Genomic DNA, 25498 nt, shown 5'->3' on the forward strand with positions numbered 1-25498 from the left:
CTGGTCAGGGTGGCCGGACTTGAACCGGCGACCTCCCGCTTCCAAGGCGGGCACTCTATCCACCTGAGCTACACCCTGAACGACGGGCGCAGCGCGGCGACCCGTCAACCTCGTAGGCTGACGCTCCTCGGTCGGAGATAGAGTTCGGTCGCGCACATAGCGGACGGGCCGATACGCGAATGGGCGATTCGGCGCAAGTCAGCCGGCCAGAATCTCGTCTACCCAGGCCGGCACCAACTCGCCCGCTTTGCCGATCCGGCTCTCGTGAAAGTGATAGGAGCCGAGGCTGGGATCGAGGTTCATCTCGATCGTCCGGGCGCCGCAATAGCGGGCGGTCTGGACGAAGCCGGCGGCGGGGTAGACGGCGCCCGAGGTGCCGATCGAGACGAATAGATCGGCCTCCATCAACGCCCGGTCGATCGCCTCCATCCCGTAGGGCATCTCGCCGAACCAGACGATGTCAGGCCGGAGCCCTCCCGCCGCGCCGCAGCCTGGACAGGCGGGATGATCGCCGAGATCGGCTTCCCATCGCGCGCGCCCGTCGCAGCCAAGGCACCAGGCCGAGTTCAATTCGCCGTGCATGTGCAGCACGCGCTTCGCCCCGGCGCGCTCGTGCAGATCGTCCACATTTTGGGTGACAATGAGCAACTCGCCCGGCCACCCGGCATCGAGCCGCGCCAGCGCCCGGTGTGCCGCATTGGGCTCCACCGTCCTCAGCCGCGCCCGCCGCGCGTCGTAAAAGGCCTGGACCAGAGCCGGATCGCGCGCGAACGCCTCGGGCGTCGCCGCGTCCTCGACCCGATGCCCCTCCCACAGCCCGTCCGGCCCGCGAAAGGTGGCGAGCCCGCTTTCGGCGGAGATGCCGGCGCCGGTCAGGACGACGATGTTGTGGATGCCGCGCATTCGCCATCGATAGCGCCCTTCACCCGCCGGACAACCGCATCTTAAACACTCATAGCTAAGGCCTCCCCATGGCGACCACGGCCGCATCTGCGCGCAAGGTACGCGCGCGCCTGTCCTGGGCGGGCGCGGCGGGGCTGACCTTGCCCGCGACGATCCTCGTTACCCTGCTCTTCGAGCTGGCGCTGGCGGAGCGGAAATATGCCTTGTTCGGCGGCGGCTTCGGCGCCTCGCAGGTGCTCGACACGCCGGTCGAGATCGGCGCCTTCCTGATCGGCCTCGTCGCCTGCCAGACCCTCGTTCTCTGGCTGCTCTACCGGCTGGTGCGGCGGCTGCACGGGCGGCGGGGGGACAGCCCGCTCTTTCACCTCAATTTCGCGATCTTCGCGGGCGGCGGGATGATCGGCGCGACGATCGCCAAATATCAGGCGCTCGCTTTCTTTAGCGACGCGATGAGCTTCCAGATCGTTCGCAATCTCGGCGGCGGCAGCCTCACCGACGCCCTGCTTTATTCACTTAGCGAAGCGGGGCTGATGGCGATCGCGCTCGGCGGCGCAGGCCTCGTCTATGCGGGGCTGCTGTTGTGGCTGCGCAGAAAGTGGCGCGACGTGCCGCCGCTCCCCAACTGTTACCGGCTGACGCGCGGGCGGCTCGCGCTCGCATTGATCGGCACGCCCCTCCTTCTCTTCGCGGTCAACCGGGTGGATGATGCGCGCCCCGCCCTCGCCCGCTTCAACGGCGTGCTCGTAGTGGGGACGGCCCTGCACCAGGCGACCGATTTCGATCGCGACGGCTGGAGCTTCTATTCCTTCCCGCTGGACCGGCGGCCGTTCGACGGCAGCCGCCACCCCTATGCGCTCGACGTGCCCAACAACGGCATCGACGAGGATGGGATCGGCGGCGACTTCGTCTTCTCCGGGAACGCGGAAACGGCGCCGCCGCCTGTCATCGCCGGGCGAAGACGCCATGTCATCCTGATCGTGCTCGAAAGCGCCCGCGCCGACGCGCTCGGAATGCGGGTGGATGGCCGTCCCGTCGCGCCGAACCTCGAAGCGATGGCGCGCGCGGGCTCGGCGGCGCGCGAGGCCTACAGCCATGTCGGCTTCACCACCCAGTCGCTGCAAAGCCTATTCAGCGGCGAGCTCGCCCCCACCGATGACCGCCAGTCGCTGATTCGCGACTTCCTCGCCAACGGCTATCGGGTCGGCGTGCTCTCCGGCCAGGCCGAGGATTTCGGCGACACCGCGGCGCGGGTCGGCATGCGGCGCGGCGCCTTCTTCGTCGACGCCGAAACCAACCGCGAGGAACGCGTCTTCGATTTCGCGGCGCAGGGCTCCTTGACCATCGACGGCCGCGTGCTGCTGCGCGAGTTCGACCGGCGGCTGGGGCGGCCGGAGGCCTGGGCGCGGCCCAATTTTCTCTACATGAACCTGCAATCAGCGCATTTTCCCTATTCCTGGCCGGGCATGGACCGGATCCTGCCGGGCGAGCCGATTCCGCGCGGCGAGATTTCGGCGAGCAATCGCGCTTGGGTTGCGCGCACCTATTGGAACGCGATCGCCTATAACGACCAGCTGATCGGCGCGCTCCGCGAGCGGCTGCGGCAGCTGGGTGTGCTCGACGACACTTTGATCGTGGTCACCGCCGATCATGGCGAGTCGCTGTTCGACGATGGCTTCCTCGGCCACGGCCACATGCTGAACGCACAGCAGACGCGGATTCCGTTCATCCTGAGCGACCCGGGCGTCACCCTTCCCGCCCCTCTCGGCCTCGCCGACATGCGCGCGGTGATCCTGAACGCGGCGGGCGCTTCGGCGCCTCGGCGCTCAGGTCCGGTCTTTCAATATCTGGGCAGCCTGGAGCGGCCCGGCTCGATCGGCTTGGTCGGACTGGGCGGCGACTGGACGATCTTCAACTTGTTCACCGAGTCGGTCTGGACCAGCCGCTCGGGCCGCTGGCAGCGTTATGCCCAATTGCCGCCGGAGAGTGCAGAGCGCCGCGCCGCCGATGCGGCCGTCGCCGAATGGGCACGGCAGCGCTGGCTGAAGCACCTGCGCGAGAACGGCTGAACCAAAACGACCCCGGCGCGGCCAATGCGCCGGGGTCGTTTCGGGGAGAACCGGTCAGTTGTTGGTCGCGGGGGTGTCTACCTTGACGTCGGCATTGATGTCGGTCGCCTTGTCGGCGCCGCCGATCAGATTGCCGCCGAAGATCAGGAACAGCACGACGACCACCGCGATCAGCAGCACCACGGCGAGGATCGTTCCGCCGCCGCCACCGCCGCCGTCGCTCGTCACGATCACTTCTTTTTCACGCTCGGCCATCGGAAAACTCCTTGAGTTTCGTTCGGGGGAGGCAACGCCGAGCCGGCGCGCCTGTTCCATTGCGCCGGCTTGCCGCGCCGACGCGCCTCGCCCATGAAGATGAAGCGAAGGGAGCGTGGACGGGCATGGCGATACGGATCGGGATCCTCGGGTCGGCCGGACGGATGGGCCGGGCGATCGCCGCCGCGATCGAGGGCGAGGCGGAGGCGAATCTCGCCGGCGGCGCGGATCAGGGCGACGACCCTGCGGCGCTGGCGCGGAGCTGCGACGTGCTCGTCGATTTCTCCGCGCCAGCCGCGTTGGAGGCGAATCTTGACGCCGCGGTCAGCGCAGGCGTCGCCATCGTCCTCGGCACGACGGGGCTCGATGCTGCGCAGCAGAATCTGATCGACGAGGCCGCCGGGCGCGTCCCGGTGTTGCAGGCGGCGAACATGTCGCTGGGCGTCAACCTGCTTGCCCATCTCGTCCGCGAGGCGGCGGCGCGGCTCGGCGAGGATTGGGACATCGAGATCGTCGAGATGCATCACCGCCACAAGGTCGACGCCCCGTCAGGCACGGCGCTGATGCTCGGGCACGCGGCCGCCGCCGGTCGCGGCGTCGAACTGGACATGGTCAGCGACCGCGGCCGCGACGGCATTACCGGCGCGCGCGAGGCGGGCCATATCGGCTTCGCCGCGCTGCGCGGCGGCTCGGTCGCGGGCGATCACCAGGTGATCCTCGCCGCCGAGGGCGAGCGGCTCGAGCTCGGCCACCGCGCCGAAAGCCGCGACATCTTCGCGCGCGGGGCGGTGAGGGCGGCGCTCTGGCTCCGTGGCAAGGCGCCCGGGCGCTACGACATGGCGGACGTGCTGGGGCTGTGACGGCGCAGGCCGAGCCGCGCCTCGTCCGGCGCCTGGGGCTGTTCGATGCAACCATGCTGGTCATGGGCGGGATCGTCGGCGCGGGCATCTTCCTCAACCCCGCCGAGGTCGCGCGCGCCGTCTCCTCGCCGTTCTGGATCGTCGCCGTCTGGCTGATCGGCGGTGCGATCGCGATCACCGGGGCGTTCGTTTATGCCGAGCTTGCGGCGCGGCGGCCGGAAGTGGGCGGCCAATATGCCTATCTGCGCGACGCCTGGGGGCCGATGCCCGCCTTCCTTTACGGCTGGTCGCTGCTGCTCGTTATCCAGTCGGGCGGGATGGCGGCGGTGGCGATCACCTTCGCCCGCTATTTCCTCGAGCTGACCAACTGGCCGGCGGCGGACGGCGCCGTCGCCGCCGCCGTGCTGGCGCTGCTCACCCTCATCAACTGCCTCAGCGTGCGCGCCGGCGCCACCGTGCAGAGCCTGTTGATGGTGCTCAAGATCGGCGCCATCGCGGCGCTCGTCCTCGCCGGACTGATGCTCGCGGGGCCGGAGGCGGCGCGGCCGGCGACCGCCCCGGAGCCGCCGCCGCTCGGCATGCTGGCGGCGATCGGCGCGGCGATGACGCCGGTGATGTTCGCTTATGGCGGCTGGCAGACGGCGAGCTTCGTCGCCGGCGAGATGCGCGATCCCCGCCGCGACCTCGCCCGAGGATTGCTGTTCGGCGTGATCGGCGTGGTGACGCTCTACGCCGCCGTCGCCTTCACCTGCGCCTACGTGCTCGGGCCCGCGGGTCTCGCGGACTCGCAAGTCCCGGCGTGCGACGTGATGCGCCTCGCGCTCGGCGAAACCGGCGCGACCCTGATCGCGCTCGGCATCGCCATCTCGGCGCTCGGCTTCCTCAGCCAGGGTATGCTGACGACGCCGCGCGTCTATTTCGCGATGGCGGAGGACCGGCTCTTCTTCCGCCGCTTCGCCGAGGTGAACGCGAAGACGCACGTTCCCGTTTTCGCGATCCTGCTGCAAGGCGCCGCCGCCTGCCTGATCGCATTGAGCGGTACCTACGGCCAAATCCTGAGCTACGTCGTCTCGGTCGACTTCATCTGGTTCGCGCTGACCGGCGCCGCCCTGCTCGTCTTCCGCTGCCGCGACCGCGAGAAAGCCTCGTTTGAAGTGCCGGGACATCCCTTCACGACCCTCTTCTTCATCGCCGCCTGCCTCGTCACCGTGATCGGCACGATCTGGCATCACCCGGCGAACAGCGCCGTGGGCTTCCTCATCCTGCTCGCCGGGGTGCCGGCCTGCCTTTACTGGCTGCGCAAAAGATGAGGGCCATGCGCTCCGAATATATGCATTGGGCGAAGACGCAGGCGCCCGTGCGCTTTCACCTCGCCTCGAGCGAGGTGCCGCACTTCCGGCTCGACCGCTTTCCCATCGACATCGCGGACCTGGAGCTCGATGGCGCGAGCCGCTACCGCTATCCGCCGTTGCGCGCGGCGATCGCGCGAAAGTGCGGGGTGAGTGCCGACCGGGTGGTGATGGCCGACGGCACCTCGCTCGCGAACATGCTGGCGATGAGCGCCCTGCTCTCGCCCGGCGACGAGGTGGTGGCGGAGCACCCCGCCTACGAACCGATGACCGCGACGGCCGAGCATCTCGGCGCGAAGCTTCGGCGCTTCACGAGACGAGGACCGGGCTTCACGATCGACCTGGCTGCGCTCGAAGCCGCCGTGACGCCAGCGACGCGGCTGATCCTGCTCACCAATCTCCACAATCCCACGGGCAATCTCACCGACGAAGCGACCTTGCGCGGCGTGGCCGCCATCGCCGAACGCGTGGGCGCTTATGTGCTGATCGACGAGGTCTATCTCGACGCGGCGACGCCGCGGCCGCAGAGCGCGCATCTGCTGAGCGAACGCTTCGTCGTCACTTCGAGCCTGACCAAATGCTACGGTCTTTCGGGTCTGCGCTGCGGCTGGATTCTGGCTGCGCCGGAGCTGGCCGAGCGGATGTGGCGGCTGAACGAATTGTTCGGCGTGGCGCAGGCGCATCCGGCCGAACAGCTGTCGCTGCTCGCGCTGGAGCGGCTCGACGAGATCGCGGCGGACACCCCTGCCCTGCTCGCCCGCAACCGCGCGCTGGCCAATGCCTTCTTCGAGAGCCGCAACGACCTCGAAGTCGCGCCGATGGTGCACGGCATCACCGCCTTTCCTCGGCTGCGCCACCGCGATGTCGACGAACTCAATGCGCGGCTGCGCGCGGATTACGACACCTCGATCGTGCCAGGACGCTTCTTCGGCCTCGCCGATCATTTCCGGATCGGCGTCGGCGGTCCGACCGACACGGTCGAGGAGGGCCTTTCGCGTCTCGGTGCGGCGCTGGATGCGGCGCGATGAAGAAAGCCGACATTCACGAATTCTACCGCCGGCTTGCGGAGCGAACGCCCGATCCCGAGACCGAGCTCGACTATGTCAACGACTATACCCTGCTCGTCGCCGTCGTCCTCTCCGCGCAGGCGACCGACGCGGGGGTGAACGTCGCGACGCGCGACTTGTTCAGGGCTGTGACGACGCCGGCACAGATGGTCGCGCTCGGCGAGGAGGGGCTGAAGCGGCACATCCGGACGATCGGCCTGTTCAACACCAAGGCGAAGAACGTCATCGCCCTGTCGCAGGCGCTGATCGAACGCCACGGCGGCAGGGTCCCCGCCGACCGCGACGCGCTTCAGGCGCTCCCCGGGGTCGGACGCAAGACCGCCAACGTGGTGATGAACGTGGCGTTCGGCGCCGAGACTTTCCCGGTCGACACCCATGTCTTCCGCGTCGCCAACCGCACCGGCCTCGCCCCGGGCAAGGACGTCGCGAAGGTCGAGGCCAGGCTGGAGAAGGAGACGCCGGCGCCGTGGCGCAGCTCGGCGCACCACCTGCTGATCCTCCACGGCCGCTACGTCTGCAAGGCGCGGCGACCCGAATGCTGGCGCTGCGTCGTCGCCGACCTCTGCCGCTACAAGCCTAAGACGCCGTCGCCGGGCGGGGGGCCGCCCCGGCGAAAAGCGGCGAGATAAGGGGCTGGCCCCCTTGCCGGGCCTTTGCTAAGCGCCCACTTCCTTTCCGGCCATGCACCCATAGCTCAGCTGGATAGAGCGCTGCCCTCCGAAGGCAGAGGTCAGAGGTTCGAATCCTCTTGGGTGCGCCATTTCCCTCCTTCGACCGCCGCCGCCGCGCCGCGCGCGAGCAACGCGAGCTGGCGAGTCGCCGCTTCGAGGAAGCGCGGATCGGCGGCCAGCGCGGGAAGGAAGATCGCATCGATGCCGGCCAGCGCACGTACCTGCGCTTCGGGCTCGCGGAGGCTGGCGAGCCGTCGCGCCGTCTCCGCCGCGAGAGGGTCGTCGACGATGAACGCTTCGCCGGCGTCGGTCCGGCAGCCTTGCCAGCGCATCCAGGCGGCGACCGCCAGTGCGAGCGCATCTATGCTTTGGCCGCGCTCCAGCCGCGCGGCGATGGGCGCGAGCAGGCGCTGGGGCAGCTTTTGCGAGCCGTCCATCGCGATCTGGCGGGTGCGGTGCTGAAGGCCGGCGTTGGCGAAGCGTGCCATCAGATCGCGGCGGTAGGTGGCAAGATCGAGTCCGGGAGGCGGCGTCAGCGTCGACGCCGCCTCCCCCCACAATGCCTCGACATATTGGCGCCCTTTTGGCCGGTCGACGAACTCGTGGACGAACTCGATCCCGGCGAGGCCGCCAAGGTAGGCGATCGCGCTGTGAGCGCCATTGAGCAGGCGCAGCTTCGCCTCCGCCCATGGCGCGATGTCGCCGGTCAGTTGCACGCCCGCCGCCTCGAAGTCGGGGCGCTCGGCGGCGAAGCGATCCTCGATCACCCACTGGGTGAAGGGCTCGGTCCTCACCATGGCGCGGTCGATCAGGCCGGTGCGCGCGGCGAGGGCTTCGATGTCGCTCTCCTCGGTCGCCGGGACGATGCGGTCGACCATGGTCTGGGGGAAGGCAAGTTGCGCTTTTGGTTGCGCATATAGGGCATGAACCGCGTCGCGGAGGCGGGCGCCGTTATTGGGAATATTATCGCAGGAAACGATCGTAAGCGGTTCAGATCGCTTGGCCAGCGCGGCAGCAAGCAAGACGAGGGCCGGGCTGCCCGGGAGGTAGCCTTTCTCGGTGACCGTCAATGTCACCAGCTTTGTTTCGGGCGACGCGATGCGGGCCGCGACGGCGGCATGATCGGTGAGCACGTCGCGGACGGCGCCGATCACGCGGACCTCGTCGCCGACGACGAGGCTGTAGAGCCCGTCCTGCGGCGCCAACGTCTCGCGCACCGCGGGCGAGCGGAGTGAGGCGCCGGTCACGCCCCAGCCGAGATCGTCGAACACTGCCGCCTGATGCGCGCGGTGGAAGGCGCCAAGGCCGAGATGGACGATCTTGGGGTCGGGCCGCGCCGCCGGACGCTTGACCCACGCGGGAAGCTGCCCGAGCGTCGCCTCCCTCAGCCGTTTCACAATTTGTAGGCCGCCTTGACCAGATCGTAGGCGAGCGCGCGGGCGACCTCGTGGGCCTCGTCCTCCTCAAGGCGGTGCTCGGCGACCAAGCGGGCGAGGAAGGCGCAGTCCATCCGCCGCGCGACGTCGTGGCGGGCGGGGATGGAGAGGAAGGCGCGGGTGTCGTCGTTGAAACCGACTGTGTTGTAGAAGCCCGCCGTCTCGGTCGCCGCCTCGCGGAAGCGCCGCATCCCTTCCGGGCTGTCGTGGAACCACCAAGGCGGGCCGAGCCGCAGCGCCGGATAATGGCCCGCGAGCGGAGCGAGCTCGCGCGAATAGACGTCCTCGTCGAGGGTGAAGAGGATGATCGTGAGCCTCGCCTCGTTGCCGAAGCGATCGAGCAGCGGCTTCAATGCGCGGACATATTCCGTCGCGGTCGGGATGTCGGCCCCCTTGTCGCGGCCGAAGCGGGCGAGCAGCGGCTCGTTGTGGCTGCGGAAGGCGCCGGGGTGGATCTGCATCACCATGCCATCGTCGAGGCTCATCCGCGCCATTTCGGTTAGCATCTGGCCGCGGAACAGCTCCGCCTCCTCCGACCCGAAGCTGCAGACGAAAATCCTCGCGTAGAGCGCCTCGGCCTCCTCGCGCGGCAAGTCGGCAGTGAAGGCGCTTGGATGGCCGTGATCGGTCGAGGTCGCGCCCGCCGCGCGGAAGTAAGCGCGGCGATTTTCGTGCCCGCGCAAATAGCCCGCGTAGGTGGCGACATCCTCGCCCGTAATTTCGCCGAAGCGGCGCAGATTGTCAGCGAAGCCGGGATGCTCCGGGTCCATCACGGGGTCGGGGCGGTAGGCGGTGACGACGCGGCCGCTCCAGCCGCTCTCGCGGATCGCGCGATGATGGTCGAGCGGGTCTAGCGGACTCTCGGTCGTGGCGATGATCTCGATATTATAGCGTTCAAACAAGGCGCGCGGGCGGAAGGCGTCGGTCTTCAGCACCGCCTCGATCGTCTCGTAATAGTGGTCCGCGGTCGCCGCCCCGAGCCGCACGTCGAGTCCGAAGACTTCCGAGAACACCCAGTCCAGCCAGAGCCGGGACGGCGTGCCGCGGAACAGGTGGTAGTGCTCCGCAAAAAGCCGCCAGATTTTGCGGGGGTCGCTCTCGGTGGGACTGCCGTCCTCGGTCGGGATGCCGAGCGCCTCTAGCTTCACGCCTTGGCTGTAGAGCATGCGGAAGACGTAATGATCGGGGACGATCAGCAGCTGCGCCGGATCGGCGAAGGCTTCGTTGGTGGCAAACCACGCCGGGTCGGTATGGCCGTGCGGGCTGACGATCGGGAGATCGCGGATCGGCTCATACAGCGCCCGCGCGATCGCCCGCGTGCCGGGATCGGCGGGGAAGAGGCGGTCGGGATCGAGGCGGAGCGGCTTCGTCATCCGGCGACGTAGACGGTCTTCGTCTGGGTGTAGAATTCGACCGCGGCGAAGCCCTGCTCGCGCGCGCCGTAGCTCGACTTGCGCGTGCCGCCGAAGGGCACGTGATAATCGACGCCCGCGGTCGGCAGGTTGACCATCACCATCCCGGCGCGGACGTTGCGGCGGAAATGGCGGGCATGCTTGAGGCTCTCGGTGACGATCCCGGCGGAGAGGCCGAACTGGCCGCGATTGGCGATGCCGAGCGCCTCCTCATAGTCCGCAACCCGGACCGTGCTGACCACGGGCCCGAACACCTCCTCGCAATTGATCCGCATCTCGGGCGCGGTGTCGGCGATGATCGCGGGGGACATGAAATAGCCCGGGTTGGCGAGACCGAGCCGTTCGCCGCCAGTGACCAGCCGGCCCCCTTCGTCGGTGGCGATATGAACGTAGCGCAGATTCTGCTCGAGCTGGCTCTCGCTCACCGCGGGTCCGATCTGCGTCGCCGGATCGAGCGCGTCGCCCACCTTTAGCGCCTTCGCCCGCTCGGCCAGCGCGGCGACGAAGCGGTCGTGGATGCCGTCGGTCACGATCACCCGCGACGAGGCGGTGCAGCGCTGGCCGGTGCCGTAAAAGGCACCGTCGATCGCGCAAGCGACGGCCCGGTCGAGATCGGCGTCGTCGAGCACGACGAGCGGGTTCTTGCCGCCCATCTCCAGCTGCACGCGCGCCTGCCGCCGCACCGCCCCTTCCGCGACGCGCGCGCCGACGGTCTGCGAGCCGGTAAAGCTGATTCCGTCCACCTCAGGGTGATCGACGATGGCGGCGCCGACATTGCCCTCCCCCATCACCAGGTTGAAGACGCCTGCCGGCGCGCCGCATTCGTGGACGATCGCGGCGAGCGCATGCGCGATGGCCGGCGTTGGGCTGGCGGGTTTCAGCACGATCGTGTTGCCGAAGGCGAGCGCGGGGGCCGCCTTCCACGCGGGGATCGCGATCGGGAAGTTCCAAGGCGCGATCAGCCCGAACACGCCGACCGCTTCGCGATAGGTCGAAACGTCGAGGCCGGGGCGGGTCGAATCGAGGGTGCGGCCGTGGCGGCGCAGCGCCTCGCCGGCGAAATATTTGAAGATGCGCGCGGCGCGCATCACCTCGCCCGTGCCTTCGGCAAGGGTCTTACCCTCCTCGCGCGAGAGCAGCTCGCCGAGCTCCCTGGCGCGGGCCATGATCGTCGCGCCGACCTTGTCGAGCAGGTCGGAGCGGACCTCGGGCGAGGCCTCGGCCCAAGCTGGGAAGGCCCGCCGCGCCGCCATCACCGCAGCATCGACCTCGGCGCCGCTGCCGGCCGGATAGCGGGCGACGATTTCGTCGGTGTTGGAGGGATTGATGCTGGCGTTCGGCGTCTCGGCCGCGACCTGCTCGCCGCCGATAAAGTGTGTGAGGGTTCTGGTCATGGCGCGTCCCTGCCCGCCTGCGCGGCCGAGATCAATCAGCGGCGGACGTCGAGCTGGCCGGCGAGGAAGGCGTCGACATCCTTCGTCCCGAACAGGCTCGCGTCGCCCGGCAGGCTGTGCTTGAGGCAGGCGAGCGCGAGGCCCGCGCGCACCGTCCAGTCCGTTTCGCGGCCGCTGAGCAGGCCGTGGAGCACCCCGGCAGCGAAGGCGTCGCCCGCGCCGATCCGGTCGACGATGCCGGCCACGATCACCTCCTCGGTCTGCGCCGCGGCCTCGCGCGTGTCGATCCGAGCGGCGAGACGATGGGTGTCGGCGTCGGTCAGGTGCCGGGCGGTCGAGGCGATCAGCCCAAGCTTCGGGAAATGCGCGAACGCCGCCTCCGCCGCCTCCCGGCGCCGCTCGGCCCCGTCGCCGCTAAAGTCCTGGCCGAGCAGCAGGGCGATGTCGCGATGATTGCCGAAGAGGATGTCGGCCTGCCCGACCAGCCGCGAGAGGATCGCGCGCGCGTCGCCGTCCCAGCGCTGCCAGAGCGCCGGGCGGTAATTGCCGTCGAACGAGACCCGGATGCCCTTCGCCACCGCCGCTTCGGCCGCCGCGACGGCGTTCTCCGCCGCAACCGGCCCGAGCGCGGGCGTGATCCCCGACAGGTGCAGCAGCCCGGCCCCGTCGAGCAGATCGTCCCACTCGAACGCGTCCCCGCCGGCGAGCGTGAAGCTGCTCCCCTCGCGATCGTAGACGATTTCCGACGAGCGCAGCCCCGCGCCCGGCGAGAGGAAATAGAGCCCCATCCGCCCCGGCCCAGTCGATACGTTCGCGGCATCGACGCCCCAGCGCTGGAGATAGCCGGTCGCGGCGTCGCCCAGCGCATTGTCCGGCACGACGCTCACCATCGCCGTCTCATGGCCGAGCCGGGCGAGGCCGACCGCGACATTGGCTTCGGCGCCGCCGACATGGACCTCGAGCCGCCCCTCCTGCAGCAACAAGCCGCGGCCCGGCGCGGCGAGGCGCAGCAGCAATTCGCCGAAGCAGACGACCCGGCCCATCGGCCGCGACAATGACGGCGCCCCGGCCAAGGTCAATCCCGCTCCAGCGCGCGCAGCAGCAGCGCCATGTTCGCCATATAGGTCGCGGTCGAGATGCCGATCACGGGATTGTCGGTCGGATAAGGCGAGGTGTCGCTCGCATCGCCGACATGGGTGGTGCGGAAATCGCCCGGCGGCGGGTGCCGCGGGCCGGGGCCGCGATAGGGATTGCTGGTCGCGCGCAGCGGCGTCGGCCACCAGCCTTCCTCGTTGAGCGACGCGATCGCCTCTGCGGCGGTGGCGGCGGCGCTGGCGTTGAGGTCCGAGCCCGTCTCGAGGTTGATCACGAAATAGCGCGGCAGCGGCTCGTTGGCGGGCGCACGGAGCGGCGATTGCGCGAGCAGCCGCTCGCGCGGCGTCGCGCGCAATTCCTCATATTCGCGGCGGAGCGCCGGGATGTCGATCGCGCGCCAGGCGCCGTAATGGCCGAGCGGCGCCTCCGGATTGTAATCCCAATAATAGCGGCCGTTGACGACGTTCGAGCCGCGGCGGTGAATGTAGATCGGCCGGTTCGTGCCGATCTCGATGAAGGTGGGAAAATCGCGCCCACGCCGCGCCGGATCGGGCGGCAGGCGCAGCGATTCGAGCCAGTCCAGCGTCTCCGGCACGCGCGCGATGAAGCTGGAGTCGGCGGTCATCCGGTAGAAATTCAGCATCATCCTGAGGTTCGACGCGGTCGTGTGGGTGGCGAGCGACAGCGGCTCGTAGGAGCGCGCGCCGGATGGAGTCAGATCGAGATTGTGCTGCAGGCTCCAGCCCGGCTGCGGCATCGGCTGCTGGGTGGCGGGGAAGACCTCCATCGCGCGGCGGATGGTCGGGATCACCCGTTCGACACCAAGCGAGCGATAGACCATCAGCAGGAAGCGGATATTCTTCTGCGCGACGTCGTCGTTGAAGGTGATGAGATCGGCATAATCCGGCCATTCGTCGCTCGGCGGCCAGCGCTGCGGCCAGCCCCCGTTCGGATACTGGCTGTCGATCACGAAGGAAATCGCCCGATCGAGCGGCGCGCGGTAAAATTCGTCGCGCTTCTCGAGATAGATGCGGAGCAGCAGCTGCATCGATTCGGCGGTGCCGGCGTCGTCGAAGGTGGCGTTGTCGCCATAATGATGGAATTCCTCCATCCGCCAGGCGTTGCGGCCGATCGTCTCGTACCAGCGCCGCGTCGAGGCGGGGCCGGCGAAGTCGATGAAATAATGCCAGCCGCCCGAGCGGTGCTGGCCCGCGACGAGTGCGCGCGCGGCGCGGTCGGCGGCCTGGTAATAATATTCGTCGCCGGTGGCGTGATAGGCATCGAGGAAGAGGTGCCCCATCGTCGCCGTGCCGGGGGGCTGGACCCAGATCATCGATGGGTAAGCCTCGATCTCGCCCCAGCGGCGGGAGCCGTCCGGAAGTTGCGCCCAGACATAGCCGCCGTTGACCGCCACCCGCTCGACCATGAACTCGGTAGCCCGGCGCATCGTGTGGCGAATCTCGTCGTCGCTCTGCGCCGCGGCCGGCGCGGCGAGGAAGAACAGGGCCAGAGCAGCGAGCAGGCGAGCGATCATGTCCACAACCCCTGATAGCGGCCCCAGCCGAGAAAGAGATCTGGCCAGTTCTCGACCGACTTGCCCCGCGCCAGCCTCAGGCCGAAGCCGTGGCCACCGTCGGGGAAGACATGCGTCTCGGTCGCGACGCCGCGCGCGCGCAGCGCTTCGCGCAGCATCAGGCTGTTTTCGATCGGAACCGAATTATCGTCCTCGGCATGAAGCAGGAAGGTGGGCGGCGCATCTGCGGGCACATTGAGGTGCGGCGAGTGGGCGCGCTCGAGCACCGCGGTGGCGTTTTCCCCGACCAGATTGCGGCGCGAGCCGGCATGGGCGTGCGGCGCGCTCATGGTGACGACGGGATAGATGGGCGCGGCCGCGTCGGGACGCGCGGAGAGGCAGTCGGCGGCGTCGATGGGGTCGTAGGCCGGCGCGGCGAAGCGAGTCATCAGGTCGGCGCAGACATGGCCGCCGGCCGAAAAGCCGATCGCGCAGACGCGCGCCGGATCGAGCCCGTCCTGCCGCCGGATCAGCCGCATCGCCCGCTGCGCATCGGAAAGCGCGACGTTCGGCCCCGCCGCCCAGCCCTGGTGCGGCAGCCGGTAGAAGAGCACGAAGGCGGTGATCCCGCGCGCGGCGAGCAGGCGGGCGAGCTCGTAGCCCTCCTTGTCGACCACCACCCAGGCATAGCCGCCGCCGGGGATGATCAAAGCCGCCGCGCCGTTCGGCCGCTCCGGGCGGAACACCGCCATGCGCGGGCGGGCGACGTTGGTCAGGATGCGGTCGTTGAACGCTGCGTCGGTGCTGCGCTCGCGGAGCGCCTCGGCGGGCAGCGGCGAGGGCGCGCCGGGCGCGCCGTTCGGCCATAGGTCGATGAACTCGGTCGGATCGGCATGGACGAGCGGGCGCGCGTCCTGGGCGGGGGGCAAAGACGTCTGCGCGGCCGCCCGGGCGGCGAGGCCGGCGGCGAGCCCGCCGAGCAGGATCGTGCGCCGGCCGATGCTCATGCCATGGCCGTGTAGCGGAAGTCGCGGAAGCGCGCCTCGCCCCGGCCGGCGGCGTAGAGTGCGGGCCTGAGGCTCAGGAAATCGTAGGCGACATTGTGGTGATAGCCGGAGACTTCCATCTGGACGTCGAACTTCCGCCAGCTCGCGCCGCCGTCGGCGCTGGTGTGGATGGTGAGGATGTTGCGTTCGTTGGTGAGGCGGATGCGCAGCGCGCGCACCGGCCCGGCCGCGCCCGCCTCGCGCTGCCCCGGAATTGCGCCGCGCGCGCGCTGGAGGCCGTAGCGGTGCATGACCAGGCCGTTGTCGCCGAAGCCGAGCCCCGCATAGAGCCGGCGGTTGTAGAAGAGCAAAAGCCCCGCCTCGGCGCCCGGATCGACCTCGACCGCCGCCTCGATCCGGTAGCTCTGGTCGCCGCAGATGCAGGTGATCGGCGCGCAATCGCCGGGCGTCGTCCCCTTGGCCCTCAGGTGCAGCGTCGACCCGGCATGGCGGACGCGCGCCATCTCGTCTGGCGCCGGGTCGTAGAAGGCCCATTGAATGCCGAAGCGGTTCTCTGAAAAATCGTCGCTGAGCTGCATGCCGTGGCGCTGATCCGGCAGGTTCAGCGGCTTGGCGAGCGGTCGCGAGAGGTCGCCGCCCAGCGGCCGCACCCAGCCGTCGACGGTCCATTCGATCGGCTCGAGCAGGGCCTGGCGGCCCAGCGTCCAATAGCCGTTCTCATAGCCGTGATAGATCATCCACCAGCGGCCGCCCGGCCCCTCGAAGATCGTCGCGTGGCCGCGCGACCACCATTTCTCCCGCTCCGACCGGGTGCGAATGACCGGGTTGCGCGGATAATTCTGCCACGGCCCGTGGATCGAGCGCGACCGCGCCATTATCACCATATGCCCGGTCGGCGGGCCCGCCGTGCCGCCGACCGCGGTCACCATGTAGAACCAGTCGCCGCGGCGCAGAATCTTCGGCCCTTCCGGCGCGAAGGTCTCCACGACCCAATCCTCCGGATAGCGCCAGGGATCGTAGACATGCTCGACCGGCCCCGCCTTGGCGAGCCCGTCGCGGCTGAGCTTCACCCGGTCGCCGCCGGAGAGGAAGAGATAGCGCTCGTCGTCCTCGCCGACGGCATGGCCGGGATCGATATGGTTGGGCAGACCAAGGTCGATCGGCTCCGACCAGGGTCCTTCGATCCGCTCGGCATGGATGACGTAGATCGAGCGCCGGTCGGGAAAGCGCGCCGGGATGTAGAGGAAGAAGCGGCCCTCATGCTTGACCAGCTCGGGCGCCCAGACCGAGCCGATTGGCGTTCGGAGCGCCGCCGTCACCGGCCGCCAGTTCACCAGATCACGGCTGCGCCAGATGGTAAGGCCCGGATAGGCATCGAAGCTGGAGAAGGTGAGATAATAATCCTCGCCGTCGCGCAGGATGGTGGGATCGGGCCGGTCACCGGCGAAGACCGGATTGAGAAAAGTGCCGTCGCCGAGGTCGGCACAGCGCTGCCCCTCATAGGTGCGGCCCCAGCGCATCCCGGCATAGGGATCGAGCGACGATGAGGCCCGGGAGCCCTGGGCCAGCGCGCGCACGGGCCAGGGCAGCAGCGCCGCCGCGCCGGTCGCGGCGATCGCTTTCAGGCTGGTGCGTCGGTCCATCTCACGCCTTCGAAAAAGAAAGGCCGGGAACCTGATGCCAGGCGCCCGGCCCCAGGCCAGCCCCCTTCGGGGGTCTAGAGCCGGTAGCGGATGCCGAACAGGATCGTCCGGCCGAAATGGTTGTTCTCGTAATTGCGGTTGGCGTCGATATCGACGAACCGGTCGCGATAGTCGTCGGTGAGGTTGATCCCCTCCAGCGAGACCTCGAAATTGTCGGTGATCTCATAGCGGACCGCGGCATCGACATTGAGCGACGAATTATAGCCCTCGAAGACGTTGCCCGTGCCGCTGGCCGCATCGACAAAGCGGCTGCGATAGCTCGCCGAGACGCGCGCGGAGAAGCGGCCGTCGTCATAATAAAGCGTGCCGTTATAGGCGCGCCGCGAGAGGCCGAACAGAGTCGAGGTTAGAGACGTTGACGGTGCGAGCGCCCCGCCCGGCGTGGTCGCCGGGCCACGAATATTGTATTCGGCATCGGAATCGACCAGAGTGACGTTGACGAGGCCGCCGAAATTCGAAAGCCACCCGGGCAGGAAGCGGAAGGGCGCCTGCAGCGCGATCTCGATACCGTTCAGCGTCGCCCCTTCGCCGTTGACCGTCGTATTCAGGGTCCAGATGTTTTGCGCGCGCAGGTCGGGATTCAGCGCCGCGGGCGAAGAGGGCACCAGCACCGACACCGGCAGGCCGGTGGCATTGAAGCTGGTGGTCAGGGATTGTGAGACCGGGAAGCTCGAAATCTCCTTGCGGAACAATGCGACCGAAAAGACCGATTCCGGCGCGAAATACCATTCAACGCCGAGGTCGTAGGCCCAAGCGCGGAAGGGGTTGAGAAAGGGATTGCCATTGGTGATTCTAAAATTGAAGCCGTCGGCGCTGCCACCCGGGGTCAGGTTGCCGAGTGTCGGCCGGGTCATCACCCGCGCGACCGCGGCGCGAATGATGAGGTCCCGGCGGGCATAGATGGCGAGGTTCACCGCCGGCAGCCAGTCGTCATAGTTGCGTGAGATGGTGGCCGGCGTGCCGCTGACGAGCCCGGTCGAGCTCTGGTCGGTGCGCACGTAGCGAAGGCCGGCATTGGTCGCGACTTCGATGCCCCCTACGTCGAAGCGGGCATCGAGCTGCAGATAGCCGCCATGCACCGACTCGGTCACTGCGCGGGTGTTGCCCGCATCGACCCTGGCCTCGCGGCTATAGAGTTGAGTAAAGGCGGTAGAGGCGTCGAGATTGGGGATCAGCCAACTATTGCTGTTGCCCTGTGGTTGGCCTGCCGGACCCAATTCGAACAATTCGCCCAGATTGCCCGCCGGGAAGCCGTAGACGGCAGCCGGGCCGAACACAGACGAGGGCGAGCAGGTCAGCGTACCGAGCACGCGATCAAGCCCGCCATTGCCGCAGACGGCCGTGTCGCGCGTGAATGCCTCGATGTCGAAGCGGAAGCGGCGATAGAGCGCGCCCGCCCTCAAGGTCACGCGATCGACGATATCCCACTCGCCGTTGAGCTGGACGGTGTGGAAGCGGTTGTTCACGTTCGAGGGCCGGTCGCGAATCTCGGCGAGCTGGAAGTTCGCCGGGTTGGTCGGATCCGTGCCGAAGGTGAGCCGCGGGAAGCGGCTGTTCGTATAGTCGAACTGATAATTTTGCGCGTCGCGGTCGTCGAAGACGATCGTGGTCTCGACCGGAATGTCGGCATCCGATTCCGACATGCCCGCAAGGAGGTTGAGGCGGACGTCGTCGCCGACTTCCTGTTCGATACGCGCGCCGACCTGCCAGAAGGTCGTGATCGAGCGCCGCAGATAATGTTCGTTGCGCACCCAGGCGTCGTTCAGGGTCGCGCTCGTCATCGTGTTGGTGCCGTCGACCGTGAAATTGACGATGTCGATCGAGCGCTCGTTGCTGCGCAGCAGGACTTCGCCCCATTTCTCCTCGCGGACCTCGCGGAAGCGCGAATAGAGACCATCGATCGAGATGCGCGTGCCCTCGGCCGGCTCGACCTGGAAGCTGGCGGTGATGCCCAGCCGCTCGCGGTCGTGCCGCACCTCGCCGTAGCGCGGAATGCGCGGATGGAAAGCGAGCGCGGCCTGGTCGCAGGGGGCGCTGGGGATGTAGGTGCCGCCGCTATTCTGAGTGGTGAAGCAGGTCGTGCCGTTCACCGAGTCGAAGCGCGCCTGCGCCCAGCGCACGGTGTTGTTGCCGAGCTCGAGTGTGTCGGTGGTGGAATAAGCGGCCGAGATCATGAAGCCGACGGTCCCCTCGGCATTGCGCCAGGAGAGCAGGCCGGAAACGCGCGGGCCGACATTATCGCTGAGGTCGTTATACGAACCCTGCACATTCAGGGCGAGGTTGAGGCCGGCGCGGCCGCCGAGCGGATTGCCCGTGTTGAGATCGACGACGGCGCCGAGCGAGCCCTCGTCGATCGAAGCTTCCGCGGTCTTGCGCACGATGATCGAGGTGAACAGCTCGGAGGCGAAGACGTTGAAATCGAAAGCGCGGTCGCGATTGGCAGAGGCACCGTCGCTGGAGGTCGCGACGGTCTCCATGCCGTTGAGACGAACGCGGGTGAACTGGGCGCCGAGGCCGCGCACCGTGATCGCGCGGCCTTCGCCGCCGTCGCGCTGGATCGAGATGCCGGGAATGCGCTGCAGCGATTCGGCGAGGTTCTGATCCGGGAACTGGGCGATATCCTCGGCGACGATCGCATCGACCGAAGCCACCGAGTCGCGCTTCACATTGAGCGCGGCGTTGAGCGAGGCGCGAAAGCCGGTGACGACGATCGCCTGCTCGTCCTCCTCCGTCTGGGCGCCGTCGGCCGGGGCCGGCGGATCCTGCGCGAGGGCCGCCTGGGGCGCCGCCGCGACGGCGACGAGGGACGCGGCGCCGAGCATCCGGATCAACAGCTGCCTGCGCGAAGACTTGTCCACGGTCGAGATCATTGCCGCACCCTCCCTGTCGGCCGCGCGGAGCGCAACCATTCGCTTATGACACCGGTGTCTAAACCGGCCAAAAAAGCGCGCGTGCAATCTGGCACGTCATGGCGAAGGGCGTGATGAGGCCACACCGGCCGCTTTCTCCCCTCTCCAAAGTGCCGCGTTTGCCGCGGTCGCCTTCTTCCGGTCATCGACTTAAGTAACCGGTGTCATAAGATTGACCCGATCCGCTGCGGCTTGTCAAGGCCGCGTATTTGCGGGCCCGTTCCGACAAAGAGACAGCTCCGATTTCCCTCGGCCCCGTGGCCTGCCGACACGCCGGTTCATGTGCCCGGCTGGATGTAGGGGAAACGGGCGAAGAGCTCGCGCTGCCAGCGGCGCGGATCGGCCTCGACGCGTGGCTCGGAATCGAAGATCATCGTCCGGCGCTCGGGCAAGGCATAAGCCGGCCAGCCGGGATCGCCCGTGCGGGCGAAGGCGAGGAAGGCGCGCTGCATCGCTTCGCTCACCGCGCGCGAGTCGGCGCCGGTCCCGGCAATCGAGCCGGGCGCGTCGAGCGTGCCGAAGACGAGCGGGATGTCGAGCGTATGGGGCGCGGCGCGCCAGGGCTCGACCGGCGAGGCGAAGTCGAGCTGGTAGACGAAGGCCGGGGCGCCGGCGCGGTCGCGCTCCTCCGCTTCGATCACCTGGCCGCGCCAGCTCCGCGCCGCCGTGGTCGCGGCGAAGAAGACCTGTTCCGCCGTCCAGTCCGGAAAGCGCTCGCGATATTGCGCCACGACCCATTCGGGATGGGCGTCGAGGCGCAGCTCGGGCGCGATCCGCCCGGCGATATTGTCCCAGTCCAGCCCCGCGATCCGCGGATGGTCCGGCGCGTAGAAGCCGCGCGTCTCGTCGCGCGTGTTGCCGAGCAGCATCGGGATCGCGTTCGATTGCGGGTTGGCGTCAGGCCAGAAGGGATGGCGGGTCAGCCACTTCATGTCGAGCACCGGCCCCATATAGACGCCGCCGCCGAGGATCGGATCGGGCGCGGCGAGGCCTTCGACCAGCGCCTCGGCCGGCATCGTCAGCAGCGCCCCGGCATCGGCCACGCCGAGCCGCTCGAGATAGGCCTGGGTCCGCCGCGTCGCATTCTGCGGACCGGAGACGGTGACCTGCTGGCCGCTCATCGTCGCGGCGCGGTGGAACAGGCCGGCCACGGCGGGCGTCCCCATCAGGGTCGCGATCTTGGCGCCGCCGCCGGACTGGCCGAAGACCATGACCTTGTCCGGATCGCCGCCGAACGCGGCGATATTGTCGCGGACCCATTGCAGCGCGAGTATCAGGTCGAGCTGACCGGCACTGCCGCTGTCAGCAAAGCGCGGATCGAGCCGGGCGAGATAGAGATAGCCGAAGGCGTTAAGGCGGTGGTTGACCGTGACCACCACGACGTCGCCGCGCGCCGAGAGGTGGCGCCCGTCGAGCAGGGGATCGACGGCGCTGCCCGAGGAATAGGCGCCACCGTGGAAATAGACCATCACCGGCCGCCGCGCCCGCGCGTCCGGGCCGGGCGTCCAGACGTTGAGGAACAGGCAGTCCTCGCTCTGCGGCCTGTAGCGATCGCCCGATTGCGGGCAGGAGGGGCCGAATTCCAGCGCGTCGGCGGGGCGGGTCCATGGCGCGGGCGGCCGCGGCGCCTGGAAACGAAGCGGGCGCGTGTCCGCGCCGTAGCGCAGGCCATGGAAGACATGGAGGCCGCCCTCGACCATGCCGCGCACCGGGCCAGGCACCGTCCGCACCAGGTTGGTCCTGCCGGATGCTGCGGCAACCGAAGGCATCAACGCCGCTATGCCGAAGCCCGCGCCGGCAGTCAGGACGGAGCGGCGATCAAGCAAACCGGTCCTTCCGCGCCCATCGCCCCTCACCGCGCCAGCCAGCCTCCGTCGACCGCGAGAATGTGGCCGTGGACGTAATCGGAGGCCGCCGAGGACAGGAACACGGCCGCGCCGCCAAGATCGGCTGGCGCGCCCCAGCGGCCGGCGGGGATGCGCTCGATGATCTGGCGGTTGCGGCTCTCGTCCGCCTGCAGCGCCGCCGTATTGTTGGTGGCGATATAGCCGGGCGCGATCGCGTTGACGTTGACGCCCTTCGCCGCCCATTCGTTGGCGAGCAATTTGGTGAGGCCGGCGAGGCCCGATTTGGACGCGGTGTAGCTCGCGACGCGGATGCCGCCCTGGAAGCTCAGCATCGAGGCGATGTTGACGATCTTGCCGCGCCCCTGCCCGATCATGTGGCGCCCGGCGGCTTGACAGAGGAAGAAGGCGGACTTGAGGTTGGTGTCGATCACCGCGTCCCAGTCCGCCTCGCTGAACTCGACCGCGTCCGCGCGGCGGATGATCCCGGCATTGTTGACGAGGATGTCGAGCCCGCCGAGCTCGGCGATCGTGCGGGCGACGACCCCCTGGACCGGCGCCGCGCTCGACAGGTCCGCGTCGATCAGAGCGGCCCGGCGCCCGAGCGCCTCGACCTGCGCTGCCGTCTCCTCTGCCCGCGAGCGGCCGACCAAAGCGACATCGGCGCCCGCCTCGGCCAGCGCCAGGGCGATGCCTTGGCCGATGCCGGTATTGGCGCCGGTGACTACCGCCACCTTGCCCGAAAGGTCGAACGACACGTTCATTGCAGCTGGCAGATGTCGAGGACGTTCATGTCGGTATAATCCTGGTTCTCGCCCGCCATCGCCCAGATGAAGGCATAGGCCTTGGTGCCGCTGCCCATGTGGATCGACCAGACGGGCGAGATCACCGCCTCGTCATTCTGGACGACGAGGTGGCGGGTCGCCTCCCCTTCCCCCATGAAGTGGAAGACGCGGTCCTTCTCCAGATCGTCCAGCTCGAAATAGAAATAGATTTCGCTGCGCCGCTCGTGGATGTGCGGCGGCATCGTGTTCCAGACGCTGCCGGGCTTGAGCACGGTGAGGCCCATGACAAGCTGCGCCGAATCGCAGACGCCGGGAATGACGAGCTGGTAGATCGTCCGTTCGTTCGATTCCGCGAGGCTGCCGCGCTCCAGCGCATTGGCCTCGGCGATGGAGATCTTGCGCGTCTGGCAGGCTTTGTGCGCCGGGCAGGAGGCGAGGTAGAATTTGGCGCCTTCGCCGGCGAATTCCACGTTCGCCGCGCCCATCGTGACGTAGAGGCAGTCCTTGTTGCCGAGCGCGAACGACTCGCCGTCGACCGTCACCGTACCCTCGGCCCGGCCGACATTGACGATCGCCAGTTCGCGCCGTTCGAGAAGCGGGTGTCCGGCCGCCGACGCCGGCTCGCTCTGCGCGGGCAGCTTCACAGGCGCCGCGCCGACCTGAACGCCCCCGATCACGAAGCGGTCGGCATGCGTATAGTGCAGCACGCACCCGCCCTCGCGGAACAGGCCCTGGATCAGATAGCGGTCGCGGAGCTCCTCGTTCGAGACGCATTCCATCATGTCCGGATGGGTGGCGTAATAGGTTCGTTCGAACATCATTCTCTCCGCTGTTGCGTCTCTTATGGTAACCGGTGTCACAACAAGCCGCAAGCCGCTCAGGCCGGCGGGGCGGCGACCGAACCGCGGCGGACCAGGGTCGAGGGCAGCTCAGAGGGCTCCTCGGCGGGCCCTTTCCCCTCCACCACGTCGCCGACCAGCTTGCGCGCCGCGGCGCGGGCCATCGAGACGATCGGCCAGCGCACGGTGGTGAGCGGCGGCCAGATATGGGCGGCGATCGGGGTGTCGTCGAAGCCGATCACCGACAGGTCTTCGGGAACCGAGATGCCGCGCTCGCGCGCCGCGAAGACGACGCCGGCCGCCATCTCGTCGTTGCTCGCGAAGATCGCGGTCGGCCGGGGTGACAGATCGAGCAGCCGATTGGCAGCGGTCACGCCGGTCTCGAACGTATAATTGCCGCGCGCGATCAGGCTGCGGGCGAGCGTGAGGCCCGCCGATTTCAGTGCATCCTCGAAGCCCAGCCGCCGCTCGCGTGCCGACCGGAAGCCGTCCGGACCCTCAATCAGCCCGATCAGCTTGTGGCCGTGCTGGATGAGATGCTCAGTCGCCTCCCGGACCGCCTCGCGGTCGTTCGAGGCGACCATATGCGCGGCGTCGTCGAGCTCGGCCGAGCCCATCCGCACATAACGGCAGCCGACCTCGTCACAGAGTCGCGCGAGCGCGTCGTTCTCGCTGATCGGCGGCAGCAGGACGACTCCGAACAGGCGCTGCCGCTCGAGGAAATGGCGCACGTCGTCGAGCATCATCGAGGAGGTGCGGTCGACCGGGCGGACGACCATCTCGAAGTCAGTGCCCTGCAGCGCCTCCAATATGCCCTGCTGCACGTTGAGGACCATCTGGGCATTCGGATTGTCGTGAATCAGGCCGACCAGGAAATTTCGGCGCAGAGCGAGCGCGCGCGCTTGCGGATTGGGAACATAGCCGAGCTCGCGGATCACCTTTTCGACCCGCTGCCTCGTCTCCTCATTTAGCAAGGGCGAGCGGTTGATGACTCGGCTCACCGTCTTCTTGGAGACGCCGGCGATGCGCGCGACGTCGTTGATCGTCGGCTTGGCGGCGCGGCCGCCGCTCGCCTCGTCCGTCTTGCGCACGCTTCGGTCTCCCATCCACACCCGATTAGCCGGGCTTGCCCCGTCCCGCCAGCCAAAGGCGGCGGCGAGGCTTGCCCAGACCGCGCTTAGGATTTAGGATGACACCGGTTTCCATATGTCGCAAGCCCAGGCCCAGACCGCGCCCGAAGCGCCCGCCTTGCTCCGGCTGACGCCGGCCGACGACGTCGCCGCGGCACTGCGTCCGCTCGCCCCGGGCGAGGCGCTGGACGTCACCGTGACCGAGCCGATCCCGCAGGGGCACAAGATCGCGCTGCGCGATCTGAAGGAGGGCGAGACGCTGCGCAAATATGGCTGGCCGATCGGGCGGCTGACCGCCGACGTCGTCACCGGGGCGCATGTTCACAGCCACAATCTCGAGACCCTGCTGGGCGGCGTCGAAGGCTATCGCTTCGCCCCGGCGGAGCCGGTTTCGCTCCCAGTCGACGATGCCCGCTTCGAAGGCTATCGCCGGCCCGACGGGCGGGTCGGCACGCGCAACGAGATCTGGATCCTGCCGACGGTGGGCTGCGTCGCGCGCACCGCCGAGCGGATCGCCGCGATCGCCCACGCCCGCCACGCCAGGGCGATCGACGGCGTCTACGCCTTCGGCCATCCGCACGGCTGCTCCCAGCTCGGCGACGATCTCGACGGCACCCGCTCGCTGCTCGCCGCGCTCGCCTGCCATCCCAATGCCGGCGGCGTGCTGATCGTCGGCCTGGGCTGCGAATCGAACCAGCTCGATGCCTTGCTCGCCGAGATTCCCGAACCGCTGCGCCACCGGGTCCGCGCGCTGAAGGCGCAGGGGGTCGAGGACGAGATCGAGGCGGGCCTTGCCGAGGTCGACGCGCTCGCGGTCGGCGCGGCGCTGGCGACGCGGCAGCCGGCGAGCCTCGCCGACCTCGTCATCGGCCTCAAATGCGGCGGCTCGGACGGCTTTTCCGGGCTCACCGCCAATCCTTTGCTGGGCCGCATTTCCGACCGCGTGATCGGCGCCGGGGGCGCCGCGATCCTGACCGAGATTCCGGAGATTTTCGGCGCCGAGCGGCTTCTGATGGCGCGCGCTAAGGACCGCGAGGTGTTCGAGCGGATGGTCGACCTGGTGAACGACTTCAAGCGCTACTTCCTCGATAACGGTGAGGCGGTTTCGGAAAATCCCTCGCCCGGAAATATCGAAGGCGGGATCACGACGCTCGAGGAGAAGTCGCTGGGGGCGGTGCAGAAAGCAGGCCGCGCGCCAGTGGCGGACGTGCTGCGCTACGGCGCGCGGGTCAGGCGCAAGGGGCTGAGCCTGCTCGAGGC

General features: G+C 68.6%; 20 protein-coding genes and 2 tRNA genes. 7 read left to right on the top strand and 15 right to left on the bottom strand.

Annotated elements, in window-relative coordinates; all coding sequences use genetic code 11:
• Position 1: 1 nt before the first annotated feature.
• Positions 2–78: transfer RNA gene (locus tag ACT4N8_RS05245), tRNA-Pro, on the bottom strand.
• A gap of 120 nt (positions 79–198) precedes the next feature.
• Entirely contained in the window at positions 199–903 is a 705-nt protein-coding gene (locus tag ACT4N8_RS05250) for an NAD-dependent deacylase (protein ID WP_444857079.1), read from the bottom strand.
• A 68-nt stretch (positions 904–971) separates the two neighbouring features.
• Between ACT4N8_RS05250 and ACT4N8_RS05255 the strand changes: the two genes are divergently transcribed.
• The gene (locus ACT4N8_RS05255) at positions 972–2969 is read left to right on the top strand and encodes a sulfatase-like hydrolase/transferase (RefSeq protein ID WP_444857080.1); all 1998 of its coding nucleotides are present in this window, start codon (positions 972–974) and stop codon (positions 2967–2969) included.
• A 54-nt stretch (positions 2970–3023) separates the two neighbouring features.
• On the opposite strand, the gene ACT4N8_RS05260 is transcribed toward ACT4N8_RS05255, so the two are convergent.
• Complete coding sequence (locus ACT4N8_RS05260; RefSeq protein ID WP_444857081.1) at positions 3024–3224, bottom strand: hypothetical protein; 201 nt, start codon at positions 3222–3224, stop codon at positions 3024–3026.
• Positions 3225–3349: 125 nt separating this feature from the next.
• On the opposite strand from ACT4N8_RS05260, the gene dapB reads away from it, so the two are divergent.
• From dapB to ACT4N8_RS05285, 5 genes are all read left to right on the top strand, one after another.
• Positions 3350–4084 (top strand): 4-hydroxy-tetrahydrodipicolinate reductase, encoded by a 735-nt coding sequence (gene dapB, locus ACT4N8_RS05265; protein ID WP_444857082.1) that lies wholly within the window; start codon positions 3350–3352, stop codon positions 4082–4084.
• A complete protein-coding gene (locus ACT4N8_RS05270; protein WP_444857083.1) occupies positions 4081–5394 on the top strand; it encodes an APC family permease in 1314 nt (437 codons plus the stop codon). Before dapB ends, ACT4N8_RS05270 begins: the two co-directional genes overlap by 4 nt.
• Before the next feature lie 5 nt (positions 5395–5399).
• Positions 5400–6461 carry an aminotransferase class I/II-fold pyridoxal phosphate-dependent enzyme gene (locus tag ACT4N8_RS05275; RefSeq protein WP_444857084.1) on the top strand — a complete coding sequence of 354 codons (1062 nt, stop codon included), beginning with the start codon at positions 5400–5402 and terminating at the stop codon, positions 6459–6461.
• On the top strand, positions 6458–7129 hold the full coding sequence (gene nth, locus ACT4N8_RS05280; protein WP_444857085.1) for an endonuclease III: 672 nt from the start codon (positions 6458–6460) through the stop codon (positions 7127–7129). The genes ACT4N8_RS05275 and nth overlap by 4 nt, the downstream gene beginning before the upstream one ends.
• A 54-nt stretch (positions 7130–7183) precedes the next feature.
• Positions 7184–7260 (top strand) — tRNA-Arg (locus ACT4N8_RS05285).
• Here the strand turns inward: ACT4N8_RS05285 and ACT4N8_RS05290 are convergent.
• The 12 genes from ACT4N8_RS05290 to ACT4N8_RS05345 all read right to left on the bottom strand — a co-directional run bounded on the left by ACT4N8_RS05290 (position 7231) and on the right by ACT4N8_RS05345 (position 24199).
• The gene (locus ACT4N8_RS05290) at positions 7231–8568 is read right to left on the bottom strand and encodes a mannitol dehydrogenase family protein (RefSeq protein WP_444857086.1); all 1338 of its coding nucleotides are present in this window, start codon (positions 8566–8568) and stop codon (positions 7231–7233) included. The two genes, ACT4N8_RS05285 and ACT4N8_RS05290, sit on opposite strands and share 30 nt — an antisense overlap.
• Positions 8565–9980, bottom strand: coding sequence for a glucuronate isomerase (gene uxaC, locus ACT4N8_RS05295; protein ID WP_444857087.1), 1416 nt, complete (start codon positions 9978–9980; stop codon positions 8565–8567). The genes ACT4N8_RS05290 and uxaC overlap by 4 nt, the downstream gene beginning before the upstream one ends.
• On the bottom strand, positions 9977–11413 hold the full coding sequence (locus tag ACT4N8_RS05300) for an aldehyde dehydrogenase family protein (protein ID WP_444857088.1): 1437 nt from the start codon (positions 11411–11413) through the stop codon (positions 9977–9979). Before ACT4N8_RS05300 ends, uxaC begins: the two co-directional genes overlap by 4 nt.
• A 35-nt stretch (positions 11414–11448) precedes the next feature.
• Complete coding sequence (locus tag ACT4N8_RS05305; RefSeq protein WP_444857099.1) at positions 11449–12456, bottom strand: sugar kinase; 1008 nt, start codon at positions 12454–12456, stop codon at positions 11449–11451.
• A gap of 32 nt (positions 12457–12488) precedes the next feature.
• Positions 12489–14042 (bottom strand): pectate lyase, encoded by a 1554-nt coding sequence (locus tag ACT4N8_RS05310; protein WP_444857089.1) that lies wholly within the window; start codon positions 14040–14042, stop codon positions 12489–12491.
• Positions 14039–15028, bottom strand: a complete 990-nt coding sequence (locus ACT4N8_RS05315) for an alpha/beta hydrolase (RefSeq protein WP_444857090.1) — start codon at positions 15026–15028, stop codon at positions 14039–14041. Before ACT4N8_RS05315 ends, ACT4N8_RS05310 begins: the two co-directional genes overlap by 4 nt.
• Entirely contained in the window at positions 15025–16671 is a 1647-nt protein-coding gene (locus ACT4N8_RS05320; RefSeq protein ID WP_444857091.1) for a family 43 glycosylhydrolase, read from the bottom strand. Before ACT4N8_RS05320 ends, ACT4N8_RS05315 begins: the two co-directional genes overlap by 4 nt.
• Before the next feature lie 74 nt (positions 16672–16745).
• Positions 16746–19601 carry a TonB-dependent receptor gene (locus tag ACT4N8_RS05325; RefSeq protein WP_444857092.1) on the bottom strand — a complete coding sequence of 952 codons (2856 nt, stop codon included), beginning with the start codon at positions 19599–19601 and terminating at the stop codon, positions 16746–16748.
• Positions 19602–19918: 317 nt separating this feature from the next.
• Complete coding sequence (locus ACT4N8_RS05330) at positions 19919–21409, bottom strand: carboxylesterase/lipase family protein (RefSeq protein ID WP_444857093.1); 1491 nt, start codon at positions 21407–21409, stop codon at positions 19919–19921.
• 83 nt (positions 21410–21492) lie between these two features.
• Positions 21493–22248 (bottom strand): 2-dehydro-3-deoxy-D-gluconate 5-dehydrogenase KduD, encoded by a 756-nt coding sequence (gene kduD, locus ACT4N8_RS05335; RefSeq protein ID WP_444857094.1) that lies wholly within the window; start codon positions 22246–22248, stop codon positions 21493–21495.
• Positions 22245–23087, bottom strand: a complete 843-nt coding sequence (kduI, locus tag ACT4N8_RS05340) for a 5-dehydro-4-deoxy-D-glucuronate isomerase (RefSeq protein ID WP_444857095.1) — start codon at positions 23085–23087, stop codon at positions 22245–22247. The genes kduD and kduI overlap by 4 nt, the downstream gene beginning before the upstream one ends.
• Before the next feature lie 59 nt (positions 23088–23146).
• Positions 23147–24199, bottom strand: coding sequence for a LacI family DNA-binding transcriptional regulator (locus ACT4N8_RS05345; RefSeq protein ID WP_444857096.1), 1053 nt, complete (start codon positions 24197–24199; stop codon positions 23147–23149).
• A 115-nt stretch (positions 24200–24314) separates the two neighbouring features.
• Here ACT4N8_RS05345 and ACT4N8_RS05350 point away from each other — a divergent pair.
• Positions 24315–25498: UxaA family hydrolase (locus ACT4N8_RS05350; RefSeq protein WP_444857097.1), on the top strand; the 1184-nt coding region annotated here is incomplete at its 3' end.

Source organism: Sphingosinicella sp. (assembly GCF_052387495.1).
Classification (GTDB): domain Bacteria; phylum Pseudomonadota; class Alphaproteobacteria; order Sphingomonadales; family Sphingomonadaceae; genus Allosphingosinicella.

What these genes read in the sequence shown, in the direction of transcription:
- ACT4N8_RS05250 (WP_444857079.1), bottom strand. Translation starts at nt 903, where the DNA reads ATGCGCGGCATCCACAACATCGTCGTCCTGACCGGCGCCGGCATCTCC.
- ACT4N8_RS05255 (WP_444857080.1), top strand. Translation starts at nt 972, where the DNA reads ATGGCGACCACGGCCGCATCTGCGCGCAAGGTACGCGCGCGCCTGTCC.
- ACT4N8_RS05260 (WP_444857081.1), bottom strand. Translation starts at nt 3,224, where the DNA reads ATGGCCGAGCGTGAAAAAGAAGTGATCGTGACGAGCGACGGCGGCGGT.
- dapB (WP_444857082.1), top strand. Translation starts at nt 3,350, where the DNA reads ATGGCGATACGGATCGGGATCCTCGGGTCGGCCGGACGGATGGGCCGG.
- ACT4N8_RS05275 (WP_444857084.1), top strand. Translation starts at nt 5,400, where the DNA reads ATGCGCTCCGAATATATGCATTGGGCGAAGACGCAGGCGCCCGTGCGC.
- nth (WP_444857085.1), top strand. Translation starts at nt 6,458, where the DNA reads ATGAAGAAAGCCGACATTCACGAATTCTACCGCCGGCTTGCGGAGCGA.
- uxaC (WP_444857087.1), bottom strand. Translation starts at nt 9,980, where the DNA reads ATGACGAAGCCGCTCCGCCTCGATCCCGACCGCCTCTTCCCCGCCGAT.
- ACT4N8_RS05300 (WP_444857088.1), bottom strand. Translation starts at nt 11,413, where the DNA reads ATGACCAGAACCCTCACACACTTTATCGGCGGCGAGCAGGTCGCGGCC.
- ACT4N8_RS05305 (WP_444857099.1), bottom strand. Translation starts at nt 12,456, where the DNA reads ATGGGCCGGGTCGTCTGCTTCGGCGAATTGCTGCTGCGCCTCGCCGCG.
- ACT4N8_RS05310 (WP_444857089.1), bottom strand. Translation starts at nt 14,042, where the DNA reads ATGATCGCTCGCCTGCTCGCTGCTCTGGCCCTGTTCTTCCTCGCCGCG.
- ACT4N8_RS05315 (WP_444857090.1), bottom strand. Translation starts at nt 15,028, where the DNA reads ATGAGCATCGGCCGGCGCACGATCCTGCTCGGCGGGCTCGCCGCCGGC.
- ACT4N8_RS05320 (WP_444857091.1), bottom strand. Translation starts at nt 16,671, where the DNA reads ATGGACCGACGCACCAGCCTGAAAGCGATCGCCGCGACCGGCGCGGCG.
- ACT4N8_RS05325 (WP_444857092.1), bottom strand. Translation starts at nt 19,601, where the DNA reads ATGATCTCGACCGTGGACAAGTCTTCGCGCAGGCAGCTGTTGATCCGG.
- ACT4N8_RS05330 (WP_444857093.1), bottom strand. Translation starts at nt 21,409, where the DNA reads ATGCCTTCGGTTGCCGCAGCATCCGGCAGGACCAACCTGGTGCGGACG.
- kduD (WP_444857094.1), bottom strand. Translation starts at nt 22,248, where the DNA reads ATGAACGTGTCGTTCGACCTTTCGGGCAAGGTGGCGGTAGTCACCGGC.
- kduI (WP_444857095.1), bottom strand. Translation starts at nt 23,087, where the DNA reads ATGTTCGAACGAACCTATTACGCCACCCATCCGGACATGATGGAATGC.